The organism is Streptacidiphilus sp. BW17 (genome assembly GCF_041262485.1).
In the GTDB taxonomy this organism is placed as follows: Bacteria; Actinomycetota; Actinomycetes; order Streptomycetales; family Streptomycetaceae; genus Streptacidiphilus.
Genome location: NZ_JBGCCR010000002.1, coordinates 330,280 through 354,572 on the forward strand (window position 1 = coordinate 330,280; position 24,293 = coordinate 354,572).

Sequence of the window (24,293 nt, forward strand, 5' to 3'; positions counted from 1 at the left end):
GTGGTCGGCAGGCCCCAGTTGCGCCCGTAGACTAGCCCCCATGACTCAACCGACCGGCGCCGCCCGCCGTCGCGGGCCCTTCCAGGTCGGGGACCAGGTCCAGCTCACCGACCCCAAGGGACGCCACCACACCATCACGCTCGAAGCAGGGAAGGCGTTCCACACCCACAAGGGTGCCTTCTCCCATGACGAGCTGATCGGCGCCCTCGAGGGCACTGTCGTGCGCACCACCGGGAACACCCAGTACCTCGCGCTGCGCCCCCTGCTCCCCGACTACGTCCTCTCCATGCCGCGCGGCGCCGCCGTCGTGTACCCGAAGGACGCGGGGCAGATCGTCACCATGGCCGACATCTTCCCCGGCGCGCGCGTCGTGGAGGCCGGTGTCGGTTCCGGTGCGCTCAGCATGTCGCTGCTGCGCGCGGTGGGGGACAGCGGCTCGCTCTTCTCCTACGAGCGCCGCGAGGACTTCGCCGGGATCGCGCGCAGCAACGTCGAGCGCTACTTCGGCGGCCCGCACCCGGCGTGGAAGCTCACCCTGGGCGACCTTCAGGACAACCTGGTCGAGACCGAGATCGACCGGGTCGTGCTGGACATGCTGGCGCCCTGGGAGTGCCTGGACGTGGTGTCCAAGGCGCTGGTGCCCGGTGGCGTGATCTGCTGCTACGTCGCGACCACCACCCAGCTCTCCCGCACCGTCGAGGCGCTGCGCGAGCACGGCACCTTCACCGAGCCGCAGGCCTGGGAGTCGATGGTGCGCAACTGGCACGTCGAGGGCCTGGCCGTGCGTCCGGACCACCGGATGATCGGTCACACCGGCTTCCTGCTCACCTCGCGCCGTCTCGCGGACGGCGTCGAGCCGCCGCTGCGTCGTCGCCGTCCGGCCAAGGGCGCCTACGGCGAGACGGAGGCGCCGGAGAAGGTCAAGCCGGGCCGGTTCCTGAAGCTGGCCGAGGACCGCGCGGACGCCTCCGGCGAGGACTACGTCGAGGACTTCGACCGCGTGGCCGACGAGCGCGACTGAGCCGCGCGCCGGTCCCATGGCCGCGAGTCGGCCTCTGCACAACCTCCACGGGGAGGCGACGGAATCGTCGCTTCCCCGTTGCTCTGCGCGCGTCCGGACTGTGGGACGATGACGCGCACAATCGCGCGGTGACTGCGGGAAATGGGGTGTCCCCTGGTGGTGCAGCTGGTGGCGAGGTCCGACGAGACCGTTGAGTCCGTCGAGTCGGGGAGTGTCGAGTCGGGCGGTGTCGAGGCGGAGAGCGCGGGCGAGGCCGCCGTCGCCGAGAAGGCGAAGGCCCTGTCAAAACTCCCCGCCCACGCGCGAAGTAAACCGCTGCACTGGATCGCCACCGCCGCCGGTGTCGCCTCCGTGGTCGGTCTGGTGCTGGTGGTCGGACCGGCCGGCGCCGCCCAGCGCGTCGCCGGAGACCTCCCCGGCACAGGAGCGGGAGCCGGGTCCGGTGCGAGCGCCGCAGCCGGCACCGGCGCCGGCACCGCGGCGGGCCCGGCCGCGCACCCGGTCCCGGCCGCCGCCGCGCCGAACCCGGCCAAGGCCAAGCTGCCGCTGGACTGCGCAGGTCAGGCGGTCAAGATCGACCAGCAGTTCGCCGCGGCCCTGCCCGGCAGCGGCACCCCGGTCACCGTCGCCTCGGCCCGCTGCGACGCCGCCGGTGGCACGCCGCCGGACGGCCTCTACGTGCTGGAGCCCGGAAAGAGCGCGGCCGCGGCACCGGTGCTGGCGGCCACGCTGCTCGACCCGGCCAAGCGGATGAGCGTGCAGAGCGTCACCATGCGTTCGGACGGCAGCATCCGCGCGGTGGTCAGCGGCTACTCCTCGGCCTCCGTGCCGAACTGCTGCCCCGACATCAACGAGACCCTCAGTTGGGCCTTCGGCAAGGGGGGTTCCTGGGCCCAGCCCGTGGTGGCCGCCAACGGGGCCTCCGTCTGACCGGACCCGTCACCTCGTCCGGGAGGGGGTCTCAGGCCCCTTCCCGCCGACGGGAACTGACGCAGAGACAGCTCACCCCTCGTCATGTGATCTTCGTCACGTGGCGAGGGGCGTTTGCGTCGGCGCGGACTACTCCGCGTCGGGTCCGTGCACCTCGACCCGGTCGCGGACGCGTCGGACGTGGATGCAGTCGCCGGGGCAGTCCTTGGCCGAATCCGCCACGTCCTGAAGCAGCGTCAACGGGACGGGCACGCAGGCGCCTGGCTCCGTCAGCAGCTCCTCGTCGGTGCCCTTCACGTAGGCGAGCCCGTCGATGTCGAGCTCGAACACCTCGGGCGCGTACTGCACGCAGATGCCGTCGCCCGTGCACAGGTCCTGGTCGATCCAGACTTCCAGGGCCTCCGTGGCCCCGCTCTCGGTGCTGGTGGACATCCCGGCCGTCCGTTCTGCGTTCTTGATGGTCTCGATGGCGCTGACCTCGTCAGCCTACCTCCGACCGCTTTCGACCAATGCCGAGGTGGGTATGTGCCTTACCAGAGGGGACGTACGCAAGGGTGAAGATCGGACACACCCCTTCGGACTTTCGATCAAGGGGTTTCAACACTCCCAGGCGCAGGTAGGGTCTGGAAGCGTCAGCTCCCCCCGGAGGAGGTGAGGACCGTGGCAGCCCACGATGACGACTACGCCCGAGGCGGCAGGCCCGCACGGGGTTCTGAAGAGGCACAGGCCCAGATCTCGATGCTGGAGCAGGAGATCGCAGCTCTGCGTCGCAAGATCGCCGAGCCCACGCGGCACACGAGGATCCTCGAAGAGCGGATCGTCGAGCTGCAGACCAACCTGAACGGTGTCACCGCCCAGAACGAGCGGCTGGCGTCCACCTTGCGCGAGGCCCGCGACCAGATCGTGGCCCTCAAGGAGGAGGTCGACCGGCTGGCACAACCCCCGGCCGGATTCGGCACCTTCCTCGTGGCCAACGAGGACGGCACCGCCGACATCTTCACCGGTGGACGGAAGCTCCGGGTGAACGTCAGCCCGAGCATCCCGCTCGAGGACATGCGGCGTGGCCAGGAGGTCATGCTCAACGAGGCGCTGAACATCGTCGACGCCATGGCCTTCGAGAGCATCGGCGACATCGTCACGCTCAAGGAGGTCCTGGAGGACGGCGAACGCGCGCTGGTCGTCGGGCACACGGACGAGGAGCGGGTGGTCCGGCTCGCCGAGCCGCTGCGCGACATCGTGCTGCGGGCCGGCGACGCGCTGCTCCTCGAACCGCGCTCCGGCTACGTCTACGAGGTCGTGCCGAAGAGCGAGGTCGAGGAGCTGGTCCTCGAAGAGGTCCCGGACACCGACTACGACCGGATCGGCGGCCTCGGCCAGCAGATCGAGCAGATCCGCGACGCGGTCGAGCTGCCCTACCTGCACGCCGACCTCTTCAAGGAGTTCGAGCTGCGCCCGCCCAAGGGCGTGCTGCTCTACGGCCCGCCCGGCTGCGGCAAGACGATGATCGCCAAGGCGGTCGCCAACTCGCTTGCCAAGAAGGTCGCCGAGGTGACCGGCCAGCCCCAGGGGAAGAGCTACTTCCTCAACATCAAGGGCCCGGAGCTGCTCAACAAGTACGTCGGTGAGACCGAGCGCCAGATCCGCCTGGTCTTCCAGCGCGCACGGGAGAAGGCGAGCGAGGGCACCCCTGTCATCGTCTTCTTCGACGAGATGGAGTCCCTGTTCCGCACCCGCGGTTCCGGCGTCAGCTCGGACGTGGAGAACACCATCGTCCCGCAGCTGCTGGCCGAGATCGACGGTGTGGAGGGGCTGGAGAACGTCATCGTCATCGGCGCCTCCAACCGCGAGGACATGATCGACCCGGCGATCCTGCGGCCCGGCCGTCTGGACGTCAAGATCAAGATCGAGCGGCCGGACGCCGAGGGCGCCAAGGACATCTTCTCCAAGTACCTGAAGACCTCGCTGCCGCTGCACCCGGACGACGTCAAGGAGCACGGCGACTCGACCGACGCCGCCGTGGCCGCGATGATCCAGGCCGTGGTGGAGCGGATGTACACCGAGTCCGAGGAGAACCGCTTCCTGGAGGTCACCTACGCCAACGGTGACAAGGAGGTCCTCTACTTCAAGGACTTCAACTCCGGCGCCATGATCCAGAACATCGTGGACCGGGCCAAGAAGATGGCCATCAAGGACTTCCTTGACCACGGCCAGCGCGGTCTGCGCGTCTCCCACCTGCTCGCCGCCTGCGTGGACGAGTTCAAGGAGAACGAGGACCTGCCCAACACCACCAACCCGGACGACTGGGCCCGCATCTCCGGCAAGAAGGGCGAGCGGATCGTCTTCATCCGCACGCTGGTCACCGGGAAGCAGGGCGCCGAGTCCGGCCGCTCCATCGACACCGTGGCCAACACGGGTCAGTACCTGTAGGACCAGCACGACCTGTAAGACCTGCACGCGCAGAACGGCAGAAACACCAGCACCACGCAGTACCTTCGAGACGTCCGGCTGCGGGAGCCCGTGGGCCCTCACAGCCGGACGTTCGCGTCACAACGATCGTGTCAGTGATCTCCCGGTTGTCAGTCGGCAGTCTTAGTCTCGGGTTACCGCACGGGTTCGTCCGCGGCAGCGCGAAGGAGGGCCGTATGTCTGTACGGCGCGTCATGGGCATCGAGACGGAGTACGGGATCTCCGTCCCGGGTCATCCCAACGCCAATGCCATGCTCACCTCGTCCCAGATCGTCAACGCCTACGCGGCGGCGATGCACCGGGCCCGCAGGGCCCGCTGGGACTTCGAGGAGGAGAACCCGCTGCGCGACGCGCGTGGCTTCGACCTGGCCAGAGATGCGGCGGACGCCAGCCAGCTGACCGACGAGGACATCGGGCTCGCCAACATCATCCTGACCAACGGCGCGCGCTTCTACGTGGACCACGCCCACCCCGAGTACTCCTCGCCGGAGGTCACCAACCCGCGCGACGCCGTGCTCTGGGACAAGGCCGGCGAGCGGGTCATGGAGGAGGCGGCCAACCGCGCCCTGCAGTTGCCCGGCGCGCAGCCGATCCACCTGTACAAGAACAACACCGACAACAAGGGCGCCTCCTACGGCACCCACGAGAACTACCTGATGAAGCGGGCCACGCCGTTCGCGGACATCGTGCGCCACCTCACCCCGTTCTTCGTCTCGCGCCCGGTGGTCACCGGCGCCGGCCGGGTCGGCATCAACCAGGACGGCTCCGCCCAGGGCTTCCAGCTCAGCCAGCGCGCCGACTACTTCGAGGTCGAGGTCGGCCTGGAGACCACGCTCAAGCGCCCGATCATCAACACCCGCGACGAACCGCACGCCGACGCGGAGAAGTACCGGCGGCTGCACGTGATCATCGGCGACGCCAACCTCTCCGAGATCTCGACCTACCTCAAGCTCGGCACCACCGCCCTGGTGCTGTCCATGATCGAGGACTCCTTCATCACCGTCGACCTGGTCGTCGACCAGCCGGTCCGCACGCTGCACCAGGTCTCCCACGACCCCTCACTGCAGCACCTGATCCAGCTGCGCAGCGGGCGCAAGCTCACCGCGGTGCAGCTCCAGATGGAGTACTGCGAGCTGGCCAGGAAGTACGTCGAGGACCGCTACGGCCAGGACGCCGACGAGCAGACCCACGACGTCCTGGACCGCTGGGAGGACGTGCTGGGCAAGCTGGAGCGCGACCCGATGTCGCTCTCCCGGCAGCTGGACTGGGTGGCCAAGAAGGAGATCCTGGAGGGCTACCGCCGCCGGGACGACCTGGGCTGGGACGACGCCCGGCTGCACCTGGTCGACCTCCAGTACGCGGACGTCCGCCAGGAGAAGGGCCTCTACAACCGGCTGGTGGCCCGCGGGCGGATGGACCGGCTGCTGGACGACGCCGAGGTGCTGCGGGCCGCCCACGAGCCACCTGAGGACACCCGCGCCTACTTCCGCGGCCGTTGCCTGGAGCAGTACGCCGACCACGTCGCGGCGGCCTCGTGGGACTCGGTCATCTTCGACATCCCCGGACGTGACTCCCTGCAGCGCGTGCCCACCCTGGAGCCGCTGCGCGGCACCAGGAACCACGTCAAGGCGCTGCTGGACCGCTGCCGCACGGCGGAGGAGCTGGTACGGGTGCTCAGCGGAGGGTGAGCCGGGGTCGGGTGTGAACACGTGTGAACGCGTGTCCGCGCAGAGCGTAACTGTACGAGGGTGTTCGTTCACCATGGGTGAACTGCACGCCTTTGGGCATCATCCGGGCAACGATCGACGTTCTTCGACTACAAGCCGTAGGGTCAGAGATCAGCTGATCCACTCAAGAGCGGGGTGAGGGAAATGGCGACCAAGGACACCGGCGGCGGCCAGCAGCGGGCGAACCGCTCCTCCGAGGAGGTCGAGGAGACCGACGTCCAGGCCGAGGAGGCCTCGGACCTCAAGGAGCGCAAGGAGAAGATCGACGACGACGTCGACGCGGTCCTGGACGAGATCGACGAGGTCCTCGAGTCGAACGCCGAGGACTTCGTGCGGGGCTTCGTCCAGAAGGGTGGAGAGTAGATTCTCTCCTTGATCGACTCCACGATCGACTCAACGAACCGGAAGGAAAGCTGTGGAAGCCTATCTCTCTGGCACCGGGCGTCTGCCGGCTGCCTTCCTGCGGCCGGGCTCGTCCTCGTTCATCGAGTTCCTCGGCGACCACCAGCCCGAACTGCTGCCCGGCCGGCGTGAGCTGCCGGCCGGTGCGCAGCCGCTCCAGGCGCCGCACGGCACCACCATCGTCGCGGCGACGTTCGACGGCGGGGTCGTCCTCGCCGGTGACCGGCGCGCCACCATGGGCAACATCATCGCGCAGCGGGACATCGAGAAGGTCTTCCCGGCCGACGAGTACTCCGCGGTCGGCATCGCCGGCACCGCCGGCCTCGCGGTGGAGATGGTGAAGCTGTTCCAGCTGGAGCTGGAGCACTACGAGAAGATCGAGGGCACCTCGCTCTCGCTGGAGGGCAAGGCCAACCGCCTCACCACCATGATCCGCGGCAACCTCGGCATGGCCATGCAGGGCCTCGCCGTCGTCCCGCTCTTCGCCGGCTACGACCTGGACCAGAGCCGCGGGCGGATCTTCACCTACGACGTCACCGGCGGGCGCTCCGAGGAGACGGGCTTCGCCGCCACCGGCTCCGGCTCGCTCTTCGCCAAGGGCTCGTTGAAGAAGCTCTACCGGGCGGGCCTGACTGCCGAGCAGGCCGCGACGGCGGTCATCCAGGCCCTCTACGACGCCGCCGACGACGACTCCGCGACCGGTGGGCCGGACCTCACCCGCCAGATCTTCCCGATCGTCTCGGTCATCACCGACGAGGGCTTCCGCCGCCTCGGCGACCAGGAGGTCGGAGAGCTCGCCAAGGCAGTGCTCGGCCACCGGCTGGAGCAGCCGGACGGCCCGCAGGCGCCCCTGCTGTAGCCGTTCGGGCCGTTCCTGACCCCCAATCATCTGACCGCTCGACAAGAAGAAGGGGCGACCGGTGTCGACGCCGTTCTACGTCTCACCCCAGCAGGCCATGGCCGACCGCGCCGAGTACGCCCGCAAGGGCATCGCCCGCGGTCGGTCGGTGGTCGTGCTCACCTACGCCGACGGCATCCTCTTCGTCGCGGAGAACACCTCCCGCGCGCTGCACAAGGTCTCCGAGATCTACGACCGGATCGCCTTCGCCGCGGTGGGCCGCTACAACGAGTTCGAGAACCTGCGGATCGGCGGCGTCCGCTACGCCGACCTGCGCGGCTACTCCTACGACCGGGCGGACGTCAACGCCCGTGGTCTGGCCAACGTCTACGCCCAGACCCTGGGCACCATCTTCTCCTCCACCGGGGAGAAGCCCTACGAGGTCGAGCTGATCGTCGCCGAGGTCGGCAAGACCCCGGGCGACGACCAGATCTACCGCCTCACCCCCGACGGCTCGGTCGTGGACGAGCACGGCTCGGTCGCCGTCGGCGGCAACTCCGAATCCATCGCCACCTACCTGGAGCAGCGCCACGAGGAGGGCACATCCCTGCTGGACGCCCTCAAGCTCGCCGTAGAGAGCCTGGCCAGGGACCCGAACGGCGGCGCGCCCCGCACCCTGACCCCGGAGCAACTGGAGGTCGCGGTGCTGGACCGGGGCCGTTGGCAGCAGCGAAAGTTCAAGCGCCTGCTCGGCACCCAGCTGAGCCGGCTGCTGGAGGGGGACGCCAGTGCGGCGTCCGACGACGAGGAGCCGCCGGCCGGTTCGGCCGCCGCGGCCGAGGGGGAGTAGCAACAGCCGCTTTTCCCATGGTTTCGATCAGGGCGGGAAGGTGAACTACTAGGCATGGACCGCCGAATCTTCGGGTTGGAGAACGAGTACGGCGTCACCTGTACGTTCCGGGGGCAGCGTCGCCTGTCACCGGACGAGGTGGCCAGGTACCTCTTCCGCCGCGTCGTGTCATGGGGCCGCAGCAGCAACGTGTTCCTGCGCAACGGTGCCCGCCTCTATCTGGATGTGGGTTCGCACCCCGAGTACGCCACCCCCGAGTGCGACGACGTCGCCGAGCTGGTGACGCACGACAAGGCCGGGGAGCGCATCCTCGAGGGCCTGCTGGTGGACGCCGAGCGCCGGCTCCACGAGGAGGGCATCGCCGGGGACGTCTACCTGTTCAAGAACAACACCGACTCCGCCGGCAACTCCTACGGCTGCCACGAGAACTACCTGGTGGCGCGGCACGGGGAGTTCTCCCGCCTGGCGGACATCCTGATCCCGTTCCTGGTCACCCGTCAGCTGATCTGCGGCGCGGGCAAGGTGCTGCAGACGCCGCGCGGCGCGGTCTACTGCGTCAGCCAGCGTGCCGAGCACATCTGGGAGGGCGTCAGCTCGGCGACCACCCGGTCCCGTCCGATCATCAACACCCGCGACGAGCCGCACGCGGACGCCGAGCGCTACCGCCGTCTGCACGTCATCGTGGGCGACTCCAACATGTCGGAGACCACCACGCTGCTCAAGGTCGGCGCGACCGACCTGGTGCTGCGGATGATCGAGGCCGGCACGGTGCTGCGCGACCTCACCCTGGAGAACCCGATCCGGGCCATCCGCGAGGTCTCCCACGACCTGACCGGCCAGCGCCTGGTCCGGCTCGCCAACGGCCGCGAGGCCAGCGCGCTGGAGATCCAGCAGGAGTACTTCCAGAAGGCCAGCGACTTCGCCGACCACCGGGGCATCCGCACCGGCACGATCGCGCGGGTGCTCGACCTGTGGGGCCGCACGCTGGAAGCGGTCCGCACCGAGGACTACGCCAAGGTCGAGCGCGAGATCGACTGGGTGATGAAGTACCAGCTGATCGAGCGCTACCGGGCCAAGAACGGCATCTCGATGTCGCACCCGCGGGTCGCCCAGATCGACCTCGCGTACCACGACATCCACCGTCGCCGCGGCCTGTACTACCTGCTCGAGAACCGCGGGCAGGCGGAGCGGGTCACCAACGACCTCAAGATCTTCGAGGCCAAGTCGGTGCCGCCGCAGACCACCCGGGCGCGACTGCGTGGCGACTTCATCCGCCGGGCCCAGGAGCAGCGGCGCGACTTCACCGTCGACTGGGTCCACCTCAAGCTCAACGACCAGGCGCAGCGGACCGTCCTGTGCAAGGACCCGTTCCGATCGGTCGACGAGCGCGTGGAGAAGCTGATCGCCGGCATGTGAGCCCGGGGGTCGGGGTCGGACGCGAGGGCCGGACGTGGGGGCCGGTCGGTGGGCGCGAGCCCGTCGGCCGGTCCTCGTGTCTCGGAGCCAGCTTTGGAGTGAACATGACCGACTTGTGACCTGAGTTGTGGGCGGGGTCTCTGCGCAGATCCGGGACAAGGCCATAGAGTGGCGCGGACCGCTGAACCGCTCACCACCTAAGGATCACCGTGCGCCGACTCGCCGCCGCGCTGCTTCTTGCGCCCACGCTGCTGCTCACCGGTTGTGGGAGCAGCGCCAAGACGGCCACGGCCGCCGACACCGCGGCGCCCTGCCCGTCCGGTTCCGCCGCCCAGTCGCCGCTGCCGGTGCCGCCCGTGACCAGCACGGACAGCCAGCTGCCGACCGTCTCGGGCGAGTTCGGCAAGAGCGCGACCATCACCGTCCCGAAGGGCGACCCGACGGGCAACTTCGTCGTCAAGCCGATCTCCGTGGGCAACGGCCCGGTGGTGACCAACGACGACGTGGTCGGCTTCAACATCGTCGGCCAGACCTGGGCCGGCAAGCCCTTCCAGGACTCCTACAAGGACAGCGGCGGCGCCGCGGTCGACAACCTGCACACCACGCCGATGCTGCCGATGTTCAGCAAGGCCGTCGTGGGCCAGAAGGTCGGCAGCCGGGTCGAGGTCGTCGCCCCGCCGGCGGCGGGCTTCGGCAACGCGGGCTACCCCCAGCTGCAGATCACCTGCCACGACACGCTGGCGATGGTCTTCGACATCACCGCCGCTGTCCCCGTCGACGGGTCGGCCGACGGCACCCCCCAGACGCCGACGGCCGACGTGCCCAAGGTGCAGATGAACGACAAGGCCGCGGCCTCCTTCACCATCAGCTCCTCGCAGCGCGACCCGAAGACCCTGGGCGCCACGGTGCTGCTCAAGGGCAACGGCCCGACGGTCCAGCCCGGCCAGAACCTGATCGCCCAGTACACCGGTGCGGTTCTGGCCAACGGCAAGGTCTTCGACTCGTCGTGGAGCCACGGCGGGGCGACCAACTTCGTCATCGGCAAGGGCCAGGTCATCCCCGGCTGGGACAAGGGCCTGGTCGGGCAGACGGTCGGTTCCCGGGTGCTGCTGACCATCCCGGCGGCCGAGGCCTACGGGGCGCAGCCGCCGCAGGGTTCGGGCATTCCGGCCAACGCACCCCTGGTCTTCGTCGTGGACATCCTCGGCGCCGCGTAACGTAGGGGCGCACAGCACCAGCTCTGCACCATCTTTCGTCCCTCCAAGGAGAACCACCACCGTGAGCATCGAGAAGCCGGAGATCGACTTCCCGGGCGGCGAGGCCCCCACGACGCTGCAGATCCGCGACATCTGGGTGGGCGACGGCGCCGAGGCCAAGGCCAAGGACAACGTCAGCGTCCACTACGTCGGCGTGGCCTTCAGCACCGGCGAGGAGTTCGACGCGAGCTGGAACCGTGGCGCCCCGCTCCGCTTCAAGCTGGGCATCGGCCAGGTCATCGCCGGCTGGGACCAGGGCGTCCAGGGCATGAAGGTCGGCGGCCGTCGCGAGCTGATCATCCCGGCCAAGCTCGCCTACGGCGACCGTGGCGCGGGCGACGCGATCAAGCCCGGCGAGACGCTGATCTTCGTCGTGGACCTGCTCGGCGTCTGACGCCCTGTCGCACGCGAGCCGCACACGAGTCGCACGCGACGCGCGAGTCACGCAAGCGCACCCCCGTCCCTTTGGACGGGGGTGCGCTTCGTCGTCGAGAGCCCTAGCGGTACGGTCAGTTGATACCGGGTGCCGAGTTCCGGGTCGCGGTCGGTGCCGCGCGTAGAAGAAGGGTGAGCGATGCCCATCGCCAAGTCCGAGCGCCTGATGAACCTCGCGCTGTGTCTGATGAACACCAAACGCCCGCTGAGCAAGCGGGAGTTGCGGACGTCCATCGAGGCCTACCGTGAGGCGGGGTCTGCGGGGGAGCAGGTCAGCGAGGACGCGTTCAACCGGATGTTCGAGCGCGACAAGGACGATCTGCGCGAACTCGGCCTGGTCATCGACGTGGTGGAGAACCCGCTCGACGGCGAACTCGGCTATCTGGCCCGGCGCGACGTCAACCGGCTGCCCGAGATTCACCTGGACGCGGAGGAGGCCGCCGCGCTGAGCCTGGCCGCCGGGGTCTGGGAGCAGGCACGCCTGGCCGGAGCCGCCAGTGGCGCCCTGCAGAAGCTGCGTGCCGCCGGTTCGCTGGCCGAGGACGGCGGCGAGGGCCGGACCACGCTCCAGCCCCGCGTCCCCGCGCGCGACGCCGCGTTCGAGCCACTGCTGGTCGCCGCGCGCGATCGGCGTCCGGTCGCCTTCGACTACCGCAAGAGCGGCGCCGCCCAGGCCGAGCCGCGCACCGTCGAGCCGTGGGCGCTGGAGTTCTGGCACGGCCACTGGTACCTCGCGGGCTGGGACCGCGACCGCTCCGACGTCCGGGTCTTCCGGCTGAGCCGGATCGTCGGGCGGGTCCGCAGCAAGGGCGGCCAGTTCAGCGTGCCCGTCCCCGATCACGTCGACGTCCGCGAGACCGTCGCCCGCTTCGCGGGGGAGGGCGCGACCGAGCAGGCCCGCGTCCGGGTCCGCCGGAGGGCCGCCTTCCCGGTCCGGGCCAAGGCACTCACCGCGGCACCCGCGCCGGACGACGCAGAATGGGATGAGCTGACCATTCCTTACGGCCACGGCCTGGCCGCGGACCTGGTCGAGTTCGGCCCGGACGTGGTCGTGGTCGAACCCGCCGAGCTCCGCGCGGAGGTCATCGCACGTCTGCGGGCCGTGGCGGGTGGGACGGACGCGGGGACCTCCGGCATTTCCGAGAACGAGGTGGGCGAGTGAGCAGCGCGATCGACCAGACCCGGCGGATGCTGTCGCTGGTCACCTACCTGCGCGAGCGCCCCGGTGCCCGGGTCGGCGAGGTCGCCCGCGCCTTCGGCGTCACCGAGCGCGAGCTGATCCGCGACCTCAGCGTGCTGCCGATGTGCGGCACCAGCTTCCGCGGCGGCGACCTGCTCGACATCGACACCGACGGCGAGCAGATCTGGTGGCACAACCCGGACGACGTGGCCCAGCCGTTGCGGCTCGCCGCCGACGAGGCGACCTCCCTGCTGGTCGCCGCCCGCGCGGTGGCTGGTCTGCCGGGCCTGCGCGAGCGCGACCGCGAGGCGCTGACCCGTGCGGTCGCCAAGCTGGAGGCCGCCGCCGGCGACGTCGCCGAGGGCAGCACGCGCGTCGGCGTGACCTTCGAGGCCGAGGGCGACGTCTTCGCCGAGATCGACCGCGCGTTCACCGAGCGCAAGCGGCTCTGGCTGCAGTACTGGTCCTCCGCGCGTGGCGAGCTCACCGAGCGCGAGGTCGACCCGATCCGGCTGGTCACCGAGGGCCACACCTACCTCGAGGCCTGGTGCCGCCTCTCCGAGGACCGGCGGATCTTCCGGCTGGACCGGATCGCCGAGATCAAGGTCCTGGACACCCCCGCCGACCCGCCCAAGCTGGAGCTCCGCGACCTCTCCGAGGGCATGATGCGCCCGTCCACCGACGACCCCCAGGTCGTCCTCGAGGTCGGCCCGGCGGGCCGCTGGGTCGCCGAGTACTACCCGCACGAGGCGGCGGAGGAGCAGCCCGACGGCGGCCTCCGCATCGTGCTGCGCACGCCGGACCCGTCCAGCCTGCTGCGGCTCGTCCTCCGGCTCGGCCCTGACGGCCGCGTGGTCGCCCCCGAGTCCCTGGCCGCGCGGGCCCGCGACGTCGCGTCCCGCGCGCTGGCGGGGTACGAGGCCGGGCACGACGGGCGCACCGGATGAGCGTGACGCGGTTCCGCGCCTCCTGCCCCGACTGCCGGGTCACCACGGAGCTGGACGCTCGCGCGTTCCGCCTGGCGCTCGGCCGTACGGCGGAACGGACCTTCTACAGCTTCACCTGCCCGGCGTGCGGTTCCGCCGTGCGCAAGCACGCCGGCGCGCGGATCATCGACGCACTGACGGGGGCGGGCGTGCCCACCATGAGGCTGCACGTCGGGACTTAGACGGAAGCGGAGACGGAGAGGGAGGTTGCACTGCGCCGCGCCCGTGATGGTGCAACTTCCCCGCCCACCGAAAAGACCGGTCCTGCGATGGTGCATGCTTGGTCCCGTGGTGTGGATCATCGTGGGACTGACGACCGCAGGTCTGCTCGTGCTGGGAGCGCTGTCCGTGTTGGCCTACCGCGAGGTAGCCGCGCTGGCCAGGGCACTCTCGCGCAGCTCGGAGCGGCTGTCCAAGGCGGGCGCGGACGTCGAGCGCGCGGCTGAGGCGGTCGCGCGCAGCGGGGGAGCCGCGCTGCTGACCACGCGTGCACCGTCTATTCAAGCGCCAAACGGATCCGCGTAGTATCGAAGATGCGTTGGGGCAGCTTTCTGTCGCGACGCTATGGGCCGTGCCTTCACGGTGCGTATCATCGGCGCAGACACGACGACGAAGAGGGAAACCCGATGCTCGAGAACCGCGCTCTGGAAATCATCATCATTGCGGTCATCGTGCTGCTGCTCTTCGGAGCGAAGCGGCTCCCGGACTCCGCGCGTGCGCTCGGCAAGTCGCTGCGCATCCTCAAGTCCGAGGTCGGCGCGATGAAGGACGACGGCAAGAAGACCGACGCCCAGGTCTCCAACGTCACCACCTCCGAGGAGCAGGCGCAGGCCCCCGCCGCGCCGCGGACCATCCAGTCCGCGCCGGGGGACACCGCCTCCGCGCGTCCCGTCACCGAGGACAAGCAGCCGAGCAGCCAGGTCTGAATCAGGCGCATTCCTCCTCACTCCCACCTTTTTCTCGCAGGGACGTAGCCGCACGGTGAGCGACACCCAACAGAGGCAGAAGCAGCAGCGGCCTCCGAAGAACGATGACGGCCGGATGCCGCTCGCGGACCACCTCCGCGAGCTGCGCTACCGGCTCATCGTCTCGATCCTCGCCCTGCTCGTGACCACGGTCATCGGCTGGCTGATGCACAACTGGGCGATCAACGAGCTGGTCACCCCGGCCTGTCACATCACCGGCGTGCACGGCTACGGCGAGAAGACCGCGGCGTGTCCCAACGGTCTGCTGGTGAACAACGGCGTGCTCTCGCCGCTGACCTTCACCTTCAAGATCGCGATGATGATCGGCTTCATCCTGGCCAGCCCCGTGTGGAGCTACCAGCTCTGGGCCTTCGTCGCGCCGGGTCTGTACAAGAAGGAGAAGAAGTACGGTCTCGGGTTCGTCGGCGCCGCAGTCCCCCTCTTCCTCGGCGGCGCGTACCTGGCGTACGAGATCTTCCCCAAGGCCCTGCAGATCCTGGCCAGCTTCAACCCGGCCAACTTCTCGCTGGCCTTCTCCGGCGCCGAGTTCCTGGACTTCTTCATCCGGATGGTGCTGGTCTTCGGGCTCTCCTTCGAGGTCCCGCTGCTGCTGGTGATGCTGAACTTCCTCGGGATCGTCAGCGCCGCCCGGCTGCGCGGCTGGTGGCGCGGTGCGGTCTTCGGGATCTTCGTCTTCTCCGCGATCGCCGTGCCCACCGGTGACCCGGTGACCATGACGGTGCTCGCCGTCCCGATGTGTCTGCTCTACTTCGCCGCCGTCGGCGTGGCGACGCTGCGGGACAAGGCCGTGGCCCGGCGCTACGCCGAGAACCCGGACCACCAGCTCGACCCGGACCAGGCCTCCTCGGTGGATCTGCGCCCGTCCTCCCTCGGCGCCGACGACCTGCCCATCCCGGAGCCGGTCAACGCCACCGAGCTGGCCGCGGGCGAGCCGATGACGTACCACCCGGACGACGTCACCTGAGCACCCGCCGTACCGCCCGATCGGGCGATGGCGCACGCAGTAAACAATCTTGAGGTGGAGTGTCAGTCCTGGCGGGTACTCTCCTAGCGAGATGACTGACCAGAACCTGCTCTCGCCCGACTCGTCCGATCCGTCCGACGAGGAGAACCTCAGCCCCTCCGAGCGCTACGCCGCGTCCCGGCGCCGCGCGCAGGAGGAGGCGAGTGCCCTGCACGCCTTCCGGCAGCTGTACGACTTCCCGCTGGACCCGTTCCAGGTGGAGGCGTGCCAGGCGCTGGAGGGCGGCGAGGGTGTCCTCGTGGCCGCACCGACGGGCTCCGGCAAGACCATCGTCGGCGAGTTCGCCGTGCACCTCGCGCTGGCCGAGGGCCGCAAGTGCTTCTACACGACGCCCATCAAGGCGCTGTCGAACCAGAAGTACCAGGACCTGGTGAAGCGCTACGGCGCCGACAAGGTCGGCCTGCTCACCGGTGACAACACGGTCAACAGCGAGGCGCCCGTCGTCGTCATGACGACCGAGGTGCTGCGCAACATGCTCTACGCGGGCTCCCGCACCCTCTCGGGCCTGGGCTACGTGGTCATGGACGAGGTCCACTACCTCGCGGACCGCTTCCGCGGCGCGGTGTGGGAGGAGGTCATCATCCACCTCCCCGAGTCGGTCACCCTGGTCTCGCTCTCGGCCACCGTCTCCAACGCCGAGGAGTTCGGCGACTGGCTGGACACCGTCCGCGGCGGCACCAAGGTCATCGTCTCCGAGCACCGCCCGGTCCCGCTCTGGCAGCACGTGCTGGCGGGTCATCGGATGTATGACCTGTTCACGGACCGCGTCGCCGAGGAGCGCGCCTCCGGCCGCAAGCGTGACGGCGCGCGCGGGGGAGAGGCCGACGTCAACCCGGAGCTGGTCCGGCTGGCCCGCGCCGAGCAGGACCGTCGGGGTGGCCGGGACCGGTTCGACCGGCGTGGTCGGGGCCGGTCGATGTCCAACGGTCGTCCGGGCCGGGCCTGGACGCCGAGTCGGGTCGAGGTGATCGACCGGCTGGACGCCGAGGGCCTGTTGCCCGCTATCACCTTCATCTTCAGCCGCGCCGGCTGCGAGGCCGCCGTCCAGCAGTGCCTCCACTCGGGCCTGCGCCTGAACACCGACGCCGAGCGGGCCGAGGTGCGCCAGGTCGTCGAGTCGCGCACCGCCGCCATCCCCGCCGAGGACCTGCACGTCCTGGGCTACTACGAGTGGCTGGACGGCCTGGAGCGCGGCATCGCCGCCCACCACGCGGGCATGCTGCCGACCTTCAAGGAGGTCGTCGAGGAGCTCTTCCAGAAGGGCCTGGTCAAGGCGGTCTTCGCGACCGAGACGCTGGCGCTGGGCATCAACATGCCGGCCCGTTCGGTCGTCATGGAGAAGCTGGTCAAGTGGAACGGCGAGACCCACGCCGACGTCACCCCGGGCGAGTACACCCAGCTCACCGGCCGCGCCGGGCGGCGCGGGATCGACGTCGAGGGCCACGCCGTGGTGCTCTGGCAGCCGGGGCTGGACCCGGCCGCGCTGGCCGGGCTGGCGGGCACGCGTACGTATCCGCTGCGGTCGTCGTTCAAGCCGTCGTACAACATGGCCGTCAACCTGGTCGGCCAGTTCGGCCGGCACACCGCGCGAGAGCTGCTGGAGACCTCCTTCGCGCAGTTCCAGGCGGACCGCAGCGTCGTCGGCATCGCCCGGCAGGTGCAGCGCAACGAGGAGGGCCTGGCCGGTTACCGCGAGGCGGTCGAGTGCCATCTCGGCGACTTCGAGGAGTACATGGGCCTGCGCCGCGCCCTCAAGGAGCGCGAGACGCTGCTGGCCCGCGAGGGCGCCGCGCAGCGCCGGGCCAGCGCGGCCGACTCGTTGGAGAAGCTGCGTCCCGGCGACGTCATCCACGTCCCGACCGGCCGCTTCGCCGGGCTGGCCGTCGTGCTGGACCCGGGCATCCCGCCGGTCGGCCGCCACGGCACCCGCGGCTACGGCAACGGCCGCGGCCAGGAGTACGGCGACGGCCCGCGTCCGGTGGTGCTCACCGCCGAGCGGCAGGTCAAGCGGCTGGCGATGATCGACTTCCCGACGCCGGTCGAGGCGATCGAACGGCTGCGGATCCCCAAGAGCTTCAACCCGCGCAGCCCGCAGTCCCGGCGCGACCTGGCGTCGGCGCTGCGCAGCAAGGCCGGGCACATCGATCCGGGCCGGGTCCGCAAGGGCCGGGCCGCGGCGGCGGACGACCCGGAGATCTCCCGGTTGCGCGCCGAGATCCGGCAGCACCCGTGCCACGGCTGCGACGAGCGCGAGGACCACGCCCGCTGGGCCGAGCGCCACGACCGGCTCAAGCGCGACACCGAGCAGCTCGAGCGCCGGATGCGCTCGCGCACCCACACCATCGCCCGCACCTTCGACCGGGTCTGCGCACTGCTGGCCGACCTGGACTACCTCGAGGGGGACACCGTCACCGAGCAGGGCCGCCGCCTCGGCCGCCTCTACGGCGACCTGGACCTGCTCGCCTCCGAGTGCCTGCGCGAGGGCGTCTTCGACGGCCTCAGCCCGGCGGAGCTCGCGGCCTGCGCCTCGGCCCTGGTGTACGAGTCCCGACGCGGCGACGACGAGGGCAGCGCGGTCAAGCTGCCGGACGGCAAGGCCCGTGACGCGCTGGGCGAGATGGTCCGCATCTGGGGCCACCTGGACGCGCTGGAGGAGCAGCACAAGCTCTCCACCATGGAGAACTGGGGCCAGCGCGAGCCGGACCTCGGCTTCGCCTGGACGGCCTTCCGCTGGGCGTCCGGCGACGCGCTGGACAAGGTGCTCCGCGAGGCCGACATGCCCGCCGGCGACTTCGTCCGCTGGACCCGGCAACTGATCGACGTACTGGGCCAGATCATGAACGCCGCCCCGGACGACGGCGCGGTGCGCACGGCCGCGCGCAAGGCCGTCGACCAGATCCGGCGCGGCATCATTGCCTACTCGTCGGTGGGGTGAGCGGGGGCGTGGCCGGTGGGCGATCGTCGCGGGTGTGGTGGATCGTGCTGCCGGTGGCGGCGCTGCTGCTCTGGGGGGTGACGCACGGTCAGGGCAAGTCGCCGTCCTCGAAGACTGACGCGGCGTCAGCCTCCGGTTTCGCCGCCGGGCACGGCGGCGCTTCGCCGAGCCCGTCGGCGACGGGCGGCAGCTGGTACACGGGCAGCTACGACCCGTCCCAGTTCGCCGCCCAGGTGCGGCAGCGGGCCAAGGAGGCGGGAGTGGACCCGCAGTTGGTGATGGCGGTGCTCTACAACGAGGACTACAAGCCGCACGACCCGGCCTTCGAGCGCGCCTGGCTCAAGATCAAACCGACCGCGGCGCTCGGTGTCGCCAACATGCACGAGGCCACCTACGACCAGGTCAAGCAGGGCCGCGCCTTCGCCGACCGGCCCTGGCTGAGCCTGCCGGACGACCCGGACCTCGCCATCGAGGCGGAGGCCTGGTGCCTGCACGACCTGGCCACCGACCTGCCCGCGCAGCGCACCGGCTCCCTCACCGAGGACCAGCTGCTGGCCCTCGGCTACAACACCGGTCCGGGCAACATGCTGGCCTTCGCACGCGGCGTCCCGCTCGGGCCGCAGGCGCAGCAGTATCTCGACACGCTCAACTCCAACTGGGCCAAGGCCGGGAAGGCTATCGCGATATAGCGTATTGACACGCGCTATACCCGTGCTCATATACTCGTAGGCGAGTAAGTGAGTAGGTTCGCGTTGTCGATGGGAGGTGACCCGGTGGCCAAGCGCAAGCTCAGCAATCCGCTCGCCCTGGCCGTGCTCTCGACCTGTGCCGAGCAGCCGCGCCACCCCTACGAGATCGCCCAGGTACTGAAGCAGCGTGGCAAGCACTTCAGCATCAAGATCAACTTCGGCTCGCTCTACACCGTGGTCCAGAACCTGGAGCGTCACGGCTTCATCGAGGCCGTGGGCAGTGAGCGTGACGGCCGCAGGCCCGAACGCACGGTCTACGGCGTCACCGAGGCCGGCCGCGCCGAGCTGCACGACTGGCTGTCGGAGCTGCTCAGCGTCCCGGCCAAGGAGTACCCCCAGTTCGAGGCGGGCCTGTCGCTGGCCGGCAGCCTGCCTCCGGACGAGGTCCTCGTGCTGCTGCGCAAGCGGCTCAGCGCGCTGGACGAGGGCATCGCGACGCAGCAGCAGATGCTGGAGACCTGCCTGACGCTGCTGCCGCGGATCTTCCTGGTCGAGGCCGAGTACGCGCTGGCGATGCGGCGTGCGGAGGCGGCGTGGCTGAGCGGCCTGCTCGCCGAGATGGAGGACGGCACGCTCAGCGGCATGGACGGCTGGCGGCAGTTCTCCGCCACCGGAAAGCCGCCCCAGGAGTGGATCGACATCGAGGAGCGCGCCCGCGCCCTGTGGGAGGAGGACCCCGGCTTCGGCTCCGCCTGACCGGGCGTCAGCACCCATGTGCGCCACGCCATGAGAAGAGTTCCGGAGAGATCCGGCACAACCGAATGAAAGAGCCCCCGCGCGGTGCGGCAACACCGGGCGGGGGCAGGGACCTCGCGACCGGCCTGCGGCAACAGATCCGGCGCCTACGAGGAACACGCAGCTCCATCGTAGCCCCGGATCCCCCGTCGTAGATCGGCAGCAGTGTCCGCCGTCACGACCGGAGGGAATCCCCGTCATGAACACCCAGTCCCGGACGACGCTCGGCGTCGTCCCCGGAGCGGCCGCGGCAACGGCCGCCCCGGGCGGGGGCGGCTACGCCGTCCACGCCACAGGCCTCGTCAAGACCTACCACCCCAAGGGGCGCGGCAAGGCCGTGCCCGGGGGAGTGCGGGCGCTCGACGGGCTCGGCATCAGTGTCGAGCCCGGCATCGTCTTCGGCCTGCTCGGGCCGAACGGTGCGGGAAAGTCCACCACCGTCAAGATCCTGACCACGCTGGCCTCCGCCGACTCCGGCAGCGCCACTGTCGCCGGGTTCGACGTGGCCCGCGAGCCGGGCCGGGTGCGGCGCGCCATCGGCGTGGTCGCCCAGCGGTCCGGGGCCGACCCGGTCGCCACCGGCCGCGACAACCTGCTGCTCCAGGGCCGCCTCTACGGCATGCGCGGCGCCGAGCTGACCCACCGCGTCGACCAGCTGCTGGAGCGGTTCGACCTGGTCGACGCCGCCAGGCGGCAGGTGAAGACCTACTCGGGCGGCATGCTGCGCCGCCTCGACGTGGCGATCGGTCTGGTCCACCGCCCCCAAGTGCTCTTCCTGGACGAGCCGACCACCGGCCTGGACCCGGAGGCGCGCACCGCGATGTGGGAGGAGATCGAGCGGCTGGCCGGCTCCGAGGGCCTGACCATCCTGCTCACCACGCACTACCTGGAGGAGGCCGACAAGCTGGCGGCGCGGCTCGCCATCGTCGACCGCGGCCGGATCGTCGCCGAGGGGACGCCGGACGCACTCAAGGGCGAACTGCGCGGTGACGCGGTCGCGGTGGAGCTCACCGAGCCGGTCCTTGACCACCTCCCGGTGGTCGGCGCGCTCGGCGCGCTGCCGGGCCTGCGGGACATCACCGTCGACGGCCGCCGCGTCGCGGCCCGCGCGGACGACGGCGCCGCCGCAGTCCCTGCCGCGCTGGCCGCGCTGGAGCGGATCGGCCTGCCGGTCGCCGCCGTCACCGTCTCGCGTCCCTCGTTGGACGACGTCTACCTCCGCTACGCAGGCCGCAGCTTCTCCTCCGCCGAGGCTGCCCACTCCTCGGTTCTGGAAGGAGCCTCCCGATGAGCACCGCGACCCTGACCCCGGGCCCGGTCCGGACCGCCTTCGCGCCCTCGGCCGCGCTGCGCGAGACCCTGTTCATGACGCAGCGTCAGTTCATGGCCTTCGTGCGGCAGCCCGCCTACCTGATCATCACGCTGATCCAGCCGGTGATCTGGCTCTTCCTCTTCGGCGCGCTCTTCCGCAGGGTCGTCGAGTTGCCCGGCTTCGGCTCCGGCAGCTACCTGGACTACCTGGTCCCCGGCGTCATCGTGATGAGCGCCGTCTCCTCCAACATGTGGGCGGGGATGGGCACACTGGAGGAGATCGAGCGCGGCACGCTCAACCGGTTCCTGATCACCCCGGTCCACCGCAGCGCGCTGATGAACGCCAACGTGGTGATGCAGGCGCTGACCACGGCCTTCCAGTCGGTGATCATCGTGCTGCTCGGCTGGGTGGGTGGGGCCCACTACCCCGGCGGCGTGCTCGGCCTGCTCGTGCTGATCGTCGCCTCCTCGGTGCTGGGGACCGTGTTCGGCGCCTTCTCGAACGCGCTCGGCATGCTGGTGCGTGAGCGTGAGTCGATCATCGGCATCAACACCTTCCTGCTGCTGCCGATGACCTTCCTCTCCTCGGCGTTCATGGCGGCGTCGCTGATGCCGCACTGGATGCAGGTGGTGGCCCGGTTCAACCCGGTCAACTGGGCGCTTGAGGCGGGCCGTGCGGCGATGGCCGCGCACCCGGACTGGTGGTCGGTGCTCAGCCACGGCGGTTGGCTGGTGCTGCTGGCGGCCGGCGCGGTCTGGCTGTCCATGCGGACCTTCCGCTCGTACCAGAAGTCGGTCTGAGCGACGGAGCTCGAATCCGGTTCACGGGTTCGGGCCCCGGGCTTTGGCCATTCGCCCGGTGCGGGCGGCAGAATCGGGGTGTGCCGCAGACACCGCCTTCCGCCCGCCCCCGTACGCGCTACCACCACGGCGACCTGGCCAACGCCCTGGCCCAGGAGGCCGTGGCGCTCGCCCGAGAGGGCGGACCCGAGGCGGTGGTGCTGCGGGAGGCAGCCCGACGCGTCGGCGTCTCCGCCCCCGCCGCCTACCGGCACTTCGCCTCGCACGAGGAGCTGGTGCGGGCGGCCAAGGAGCGCGGTCTCGAGCTGCTGGCCGAGGCGCTGGACGCGGGGTTGGCGCAGGTCCCGGCCGACGCGGGCCCGCTGGCCCGGCTGCGGGCACTGGGCAAGGCCTACGTCGGCTTCGCCCAGATCGAACCCGGGCTGTTCCGCACCGCGTTCTGTCACGGCCTGAGCGAGCTGGACGTCCAGCCGGAGGCGCTCGCGGACTACCGCGCGTTCCGGATCGTCGGCGAGGCGCTCGACGCGGTCGCGGCGGCCGGGCTGATGCGGCCGGAGCGCCGTGCGGGCGCGGAGTTCCCCGCCTGGGCCGCGCTGCACGGCCTGGCGCTGCTCAGCATCGACGGTCCGCTGGCCGCGTGCGGGGAGGAGCAGTTCGAGGCGGTGCTGGAGTCGACGCTGGACCTGGTCGAGCGCGGCCTCACCGCGTGAGGGCGTCCTCGGCGGGGTGCCCGACCGCCTCGTCCACCGAGGCCCCGGTCCGGACGCGGCCGACCAGCGCGGCGTAGACGACGACCGCGGCCAACGCGAAGGTGCAGGCGACGACCGCCATCGGCACGGCCGTCCCGCTGCCGCCGAGCCCGACCAGCGGTGCCGCGAAACCGCCGACGCCGTACTGGAGCAGCCCGACCAGCGCCGAGGCCGCGCCTATCTGCCCGGCGTGACCGTCCATGGCCCGCGCGGTGCCGTTGGGGCCGATCAGGCCGATGCTGGAGACCAGCGCGAACAGGCTGACCAGCACCCCGGGCAGCCCGAGCCCGGCCAGCACCGAGACGAGCAGGCCGATCCCGCCCGCACCACTCAGCACCAGTCCGGCCCGCAGCAGCGTCTCGACCCGGAACCTGCGCAGCAAGGCGCCGTTCAGCTGCCCCAGCGCCACGATGCCGAGCGCGTTGGCGCCGAAGACGAGACTGAACGTCTGCGCGTCCAGGCCGTAGATGTCCTGCAGCACGAAGGACGAACCGGAGATGTAGGCGAACATCGCCGCGAGCGAGAAGCCGCCGGAGAGCGCGTAGCCGACGAAGGCGCGGTCGCGCAGCAGCGCACGCATCCCGTGCAGGGTCTCGCCCAGGCCGCCGCGGCGTCGGCCCTCGGGCGGAAGGGTCTCGCGCAGGCCGAAGGCGGCTGCGGCCAGCAGCACGCAGCCGATCACCGACAGCGTGACGAAGATCCCGCGCCAGTCGGTGAACCGCAGCAACTGCCCGCCCAGCAGCGGCGCGAGGATCGGCGCGGTGCCGTTGACCAGCATCAGCATGGAGAAGAAGCGCGCCGCCGCAGTGCCTTCGTGCAGGTCGCGGACCACGGCGCGGGATATGACGATGCCGACGCCGCCCGCCAGCCCCTGCACGAGCCGCAGCGCGGTGAGCATCTCCACCGAGGGCGCCAGCGCGCACAGCACCGACGCGGCGGCGTAGGCGGCGAGCCCGACCAGCAGCGGCCGACGCCGTCCCCAGGTGTCCGCCATCGGCCCGGCGATCAGCTGGCCGAGCGCCAGACCGACCAGGCAACTGGTCAGCGTCAGCTGCACCGCGGAGTCTGAGACCCGGAAGTCCGCCGCCAGCTGCGGGAGCCCGGGGAGGTACATGTCCAGGCAGAGCGGCCCGAAGGCGGAGAGTGCGCCGAGGATCAGCAGCAGCCGCAGCCCGGCGGCGCGGCTGGTCGGGGCGGGTGCCTGGGTGGCGTCCACGGGAGCGGCTCCTCGGGAGGTCGGCGGGGTGCGGGCGGTGCGGTCCGGTTACCCGACAAGAGTACCTTCCTTGGAAGGCATTTTCATCAGGGGTCGTGTGAGGGGGCGCTGTGCTCGAACCAGCATCTGACGGATGATCAGTTTGCCTGCTGCTGCGTACACATAGATAACGGATCGGCAACGAGTCTGGGCCAGACGTAGGCTGCGCTTCATGCCCCTGTCACTTTGGACGGGGGCTCAGGTCACTCGCGCGCTCCATAGTCCCCACGTCGACCCCCTC

24 protein-coding genes are annotated in these 24,293 nt (G+C 70.4%); 22 read left to right on the forward strand and 2 right to left on the reverse strand.

Annotated elements, in window-relative coordinates:
* The first annotated feature begins 40 nt into the window (after window positions 1-40).
* Together ABH940_RS03570 and ABH940_RS03575 are read left to right on the forward strand one after the other, a co-directional pair.
* The gene (locus ABH940_RS03570; protein ID WP_370104205.1) at window positions 41-1,021 is read left to right on the forward strand and encodes a tRNA (adenine-N1)-methyltransferase; all 981 of its coding nucleotides are present in this window, start codon (window positions 41-43) and stop codon (window positions 1,019-1,021) included.
* Between the two features lie 168 nt (window positions 1,022-1,189).
* The gene (locus ABH940_RS03575) at window positions 1,190-1,951 is read left to right on the forward strand and encodes a hypothetical protein (protein WP_370071900.1); all 762 of its coding nucleotides are present in this window, start codon (window positions 1,190-1,192) and stop codon (window positions 1,949-1,951) included.
* A gap of 129 nt (window positions 1,952-2,080) precedes the next feature.
* Here ABH940_RS03575 and ABH940_RS03580 read toward each other — a convergent pair whose 3' ends face one another.
* The gene (locus ABH940_RS03580) at window positions 2,081-2,383 is read right to left on the reverse strand and encodes a ferredoxin (RefSeq protein ID WP_370071899.1); all 303 of its coding nucleotides are present in this window, start codon (window positions 2,381-2,383) and stop codon (window positions 2,081-2,083) included.
* A gap of 228 nt (window positions 2,384-2,611) precedes the next feature.
* Here ABH940_RS03580 and arc point away from each other — a divergent pair, with 228 nt between their 5' ends.
* The 20 genes from arc (at window position 2,612) to ABH940_RS03680 (ending at window position 22,758) form a co-directional block, all read left to right on the forward strand.
* On the forward strand, window positions 2,612-4,378 hold the full coding sequence (arc, locus tag ABH940_RS03585) for a proteasome ATPase (RefSeq protein WP_370104207.1): 1,767 nt from the start codon (window positions 2,612-2,614) through the stop codon (window positions 4,376-4,378).
* 215 nt (window positions 4,379-4,593) lie between these two features.
* Window positions 4,594-6,105: a depupylase/deamidase Dop gene (dop, locus tag ABH940_RS03590; protein WP_370071897.1), complete on the forward strand. Its 1,512-nt coding sequence runs from the start codon at window positions 4,594-4,596 to the stop codon at window positions 6,103-6,105.
* 183 nt (window positions 6,106-6,288) lie between these two features.
* Window positions 6,289-6,507: a ubiquitin-like protein Pup gene (locus ABH940_RS03595; RefSeq protein WP_370071896.1), complete on the forward strand. Its 219-nt coding sequence runs from the start codon at window positions 6,289-6,291 to the stop codon at window positions 6,505-6,507.
* A 52-nt stretch (window positions 6,508-6,559) separates the two neighbouring features.
* Entirely contained in the window at window positions 6,560-7,405 is an 846-nt protein-coding gene (prcB, locus tag ABH940_RS03600) for a proteasome subunit beta (RefSeq protein ID WP_370071895.1), read from the forward strand.
* A gap of 61 nt (window positions 7,406-7,466) precedes the next feature.
* Window positions 7,467-8,234 carry a proteasome subunit alpha gene (prcA, locus tag ABH940_RS03605; protein WP_370071894.1) on the forward strand — a complete coding sequence of 256 codons (768 nt, stop codon included), beginning with the start codon at window positions 7,467-7,469 and terminating at the stop codon, window positions 8,232-8,234.
* 54 nt (window positions 8,235-8,288) lie between these two features.
* Entirely contained in the window at window positions 8,289-9,650 is a 1,362-nt protein-coding gene (pafA, locus tag ABH940_RS03610; RefSeq protein WP_370071893.1) for a Pup--protein ligase, read from the forward strand.
* 209 nt (window positions 9,651-9,859) lie between these two features.
* Window positions 9,860-10,867 (forward strand): FKBP-type peptidyl-prolyl cis-trans isomerase, encoded by a 1,008-nt coding sequence (locus ABH940_RS03615; protein ID WP_370104209.1) that lies wholly within the window; start codon window positions 9,860-9,862, stop codon window positions 10,865-10,867.
* A 61-nt stretch (window positions 10,868-10,928) separates the two neighbouring features.
* Complete coding sequence (locus tag ABH940_RS03620) at window positions 10,929-11,300, forward strand: FKBP-type peptidyl-prolyl cis-trans isomerase (protein WP_370104212.1); 372 nt, start codon at window positions 10,929-10,931, stop codon at window positions 11,298-11,300.
* A gap of 180 nt (window positions 11,301-11,480) precedes the next feature.
* Window positions 11,481-12,503 carry a helix-turn-helix transcriptional regulator gene (locus ABH940_RS03625; RefSeq protein ID WP_370104214.1) on the forward strand — a complete coding sequence of 341 codons (1,023 nt, stop codon included), beginning with the start codon at window positions 11,481-11,483 and terminating at the stop codon, window positions 12,501-12,503.
* 26 nt (window positions 12,504-12,529) lie between these two features.
* Complete coding sequence (locus tag ABH940_RS03630) at window positions 12,530-13,468, forward strand: helix-turn-helix transcriptional regulator (RefSeq protein WP_370071922.1); 939 nt, start codon at window positions 12,530-12,532, stop codon at window positions 13,466-13,468.
* On the forward strand, window positions 13,465-13,689 hold the full coding sequence (locus ABH940_RS03635; protein ID WP_370071889.1) for a hypothetical protein: 225 nt from the start codon (window positions 13,465-13,467) through the stop codon (window positions 13,687-13,689). Before ABH940_RS03630 ends, ABH940_RS03635 begins: the two co-directional genes overlap by 4 nt.
* A 106-nt stretch (window positions 13,690-13,795) precedes the next feature.
* Entirely contained in the window at window positions 13,796-14,032 is a 237-nt protein-coding gene (locus tag ABH940_RS03640; RefSeq protein ID WP_370071888.1) for a hypothetical protein, read from the forward strand.
* A gap of 101 nt (window positions 14,033-14,133) precedes the next feature.
* On the forward strand, window positions 14,134-14,433 hold the full coding sequence (gene tatA / locus ABH940_RS03645) for a Sec-independent protein translocase subunit TatA (RefSeq protein ID WP_370071887.1): 300 nt from the start codon (window positions 14,134-14,136) through the stop codon (window positions 14,431-14,433).
* A gap of 55 nt (window positions 14,434-14,488) precedes the next feature.
* Window positions 14,489-15,457 carry a twin-arginine translocase subunit TatC gene (gene tatC / locus ABH940_RS03650; protein WP_370071886.1) on the forward strand — a complete coding sequence of 323 codons (969 nt, stop codon included), beginning with the start codon at window positions 14,489-14,491 and terminating at the stop codon, window positions 15,455-15,457.
* A 91-nt stretch (window positions 15,458-15,548) separates the two neighbouring features.
* Window positions 15,549-18,452 carry a DEAD/DEAH box helicase gene (locus ABH940_RS03655; protein ID WP_370071885.1) on the forward strand — a complete coding sequence of 968 codons (2,904 nt, stop codon included), beginning with the start codon at window positions 15,549-15,551 and terminating at the stop codon, window positions 18,450-18,452.
* Between the two features lie 8 nt (window positions 18,453-18,460).
* On the forward strand, window positions 18,461-19,141 hold the full coding sequence (locus ABH940_RS03660; protein ID WP_370104215.1) for a lytic transglycosylase domain-containing protein: 681 nt from the start codon (window positions 18,461-18,463) through the stop codon (window positions 19,139-19,141).
* Between the two features lie 84 nt (window positions 19,142-19,225).
* Window positions 19,226-19,897, forward strand: a complete 672-nt coding sequence (locus ABH940_RS03665) for a PadR family transcriptional regulator (RefSeq protein ID WP_370071883.1) — start codon at window positions 19,226-19,228, stop codon at window positions 19,895-19,897.
* A gap of 238 nt (window positions 19,898-20,135) precedes the next feature.
* Window positions 20,136-21,227, forward strand: coding sequence for an ATP-binding cassette domain-containing protein (locus ABH940_RS03670; RefSeq protein WP_370071882.1), 1,092 nt, complete (start codon window positions 20,136-20,138; stop codon window positions 21,225-21,227).
* A gap of 74 nt (window positions 21,228-21,301) precedes the next feature.
* Complete coding sequence (locus tag ABH940_RS03675; RefSeq protein ID WP_370071921.1) at window positions 21,302-22,048, forward strand: ABC transporter permease; 747 nt, start codon at window positions 21,302-21,304, stop codon at window positions 22,046-22,048.
* 80 nt (window positions 22,049-22,128) lie between these two features.
* Window positions 22,129-22,758 (forward strand): TetR/AcrR family transcriptional regulator, encoded by a 630-nt coding sequence (locus ABH940_RS03680; RefSeq protein WP_370071881.1) that lies wholly within the window; start codon window positions 22,129-22,131, stop codon window positions 22,756-22,758.
* Here ABH940_RS03680 and ABH940_RS03685 read toward each other — a convergent pair.
* Window positions 22,748-24,013, reverse strand: a complete 1,266-nt coding sequence (locus tag ABH940_RS03685) for a multidrug effflux MFS transporter (protein ID WP_370071880.1) — start codon at window positions 24,011-24,013, stop codon at window positions 22,748-22,750. The genes ABH940_RS03680 and ABH940_RS03685 overlap by 11 nt on opposite strands.
* Window positions 24,014-24,293 lie beyond the last annotated feature (280 nt).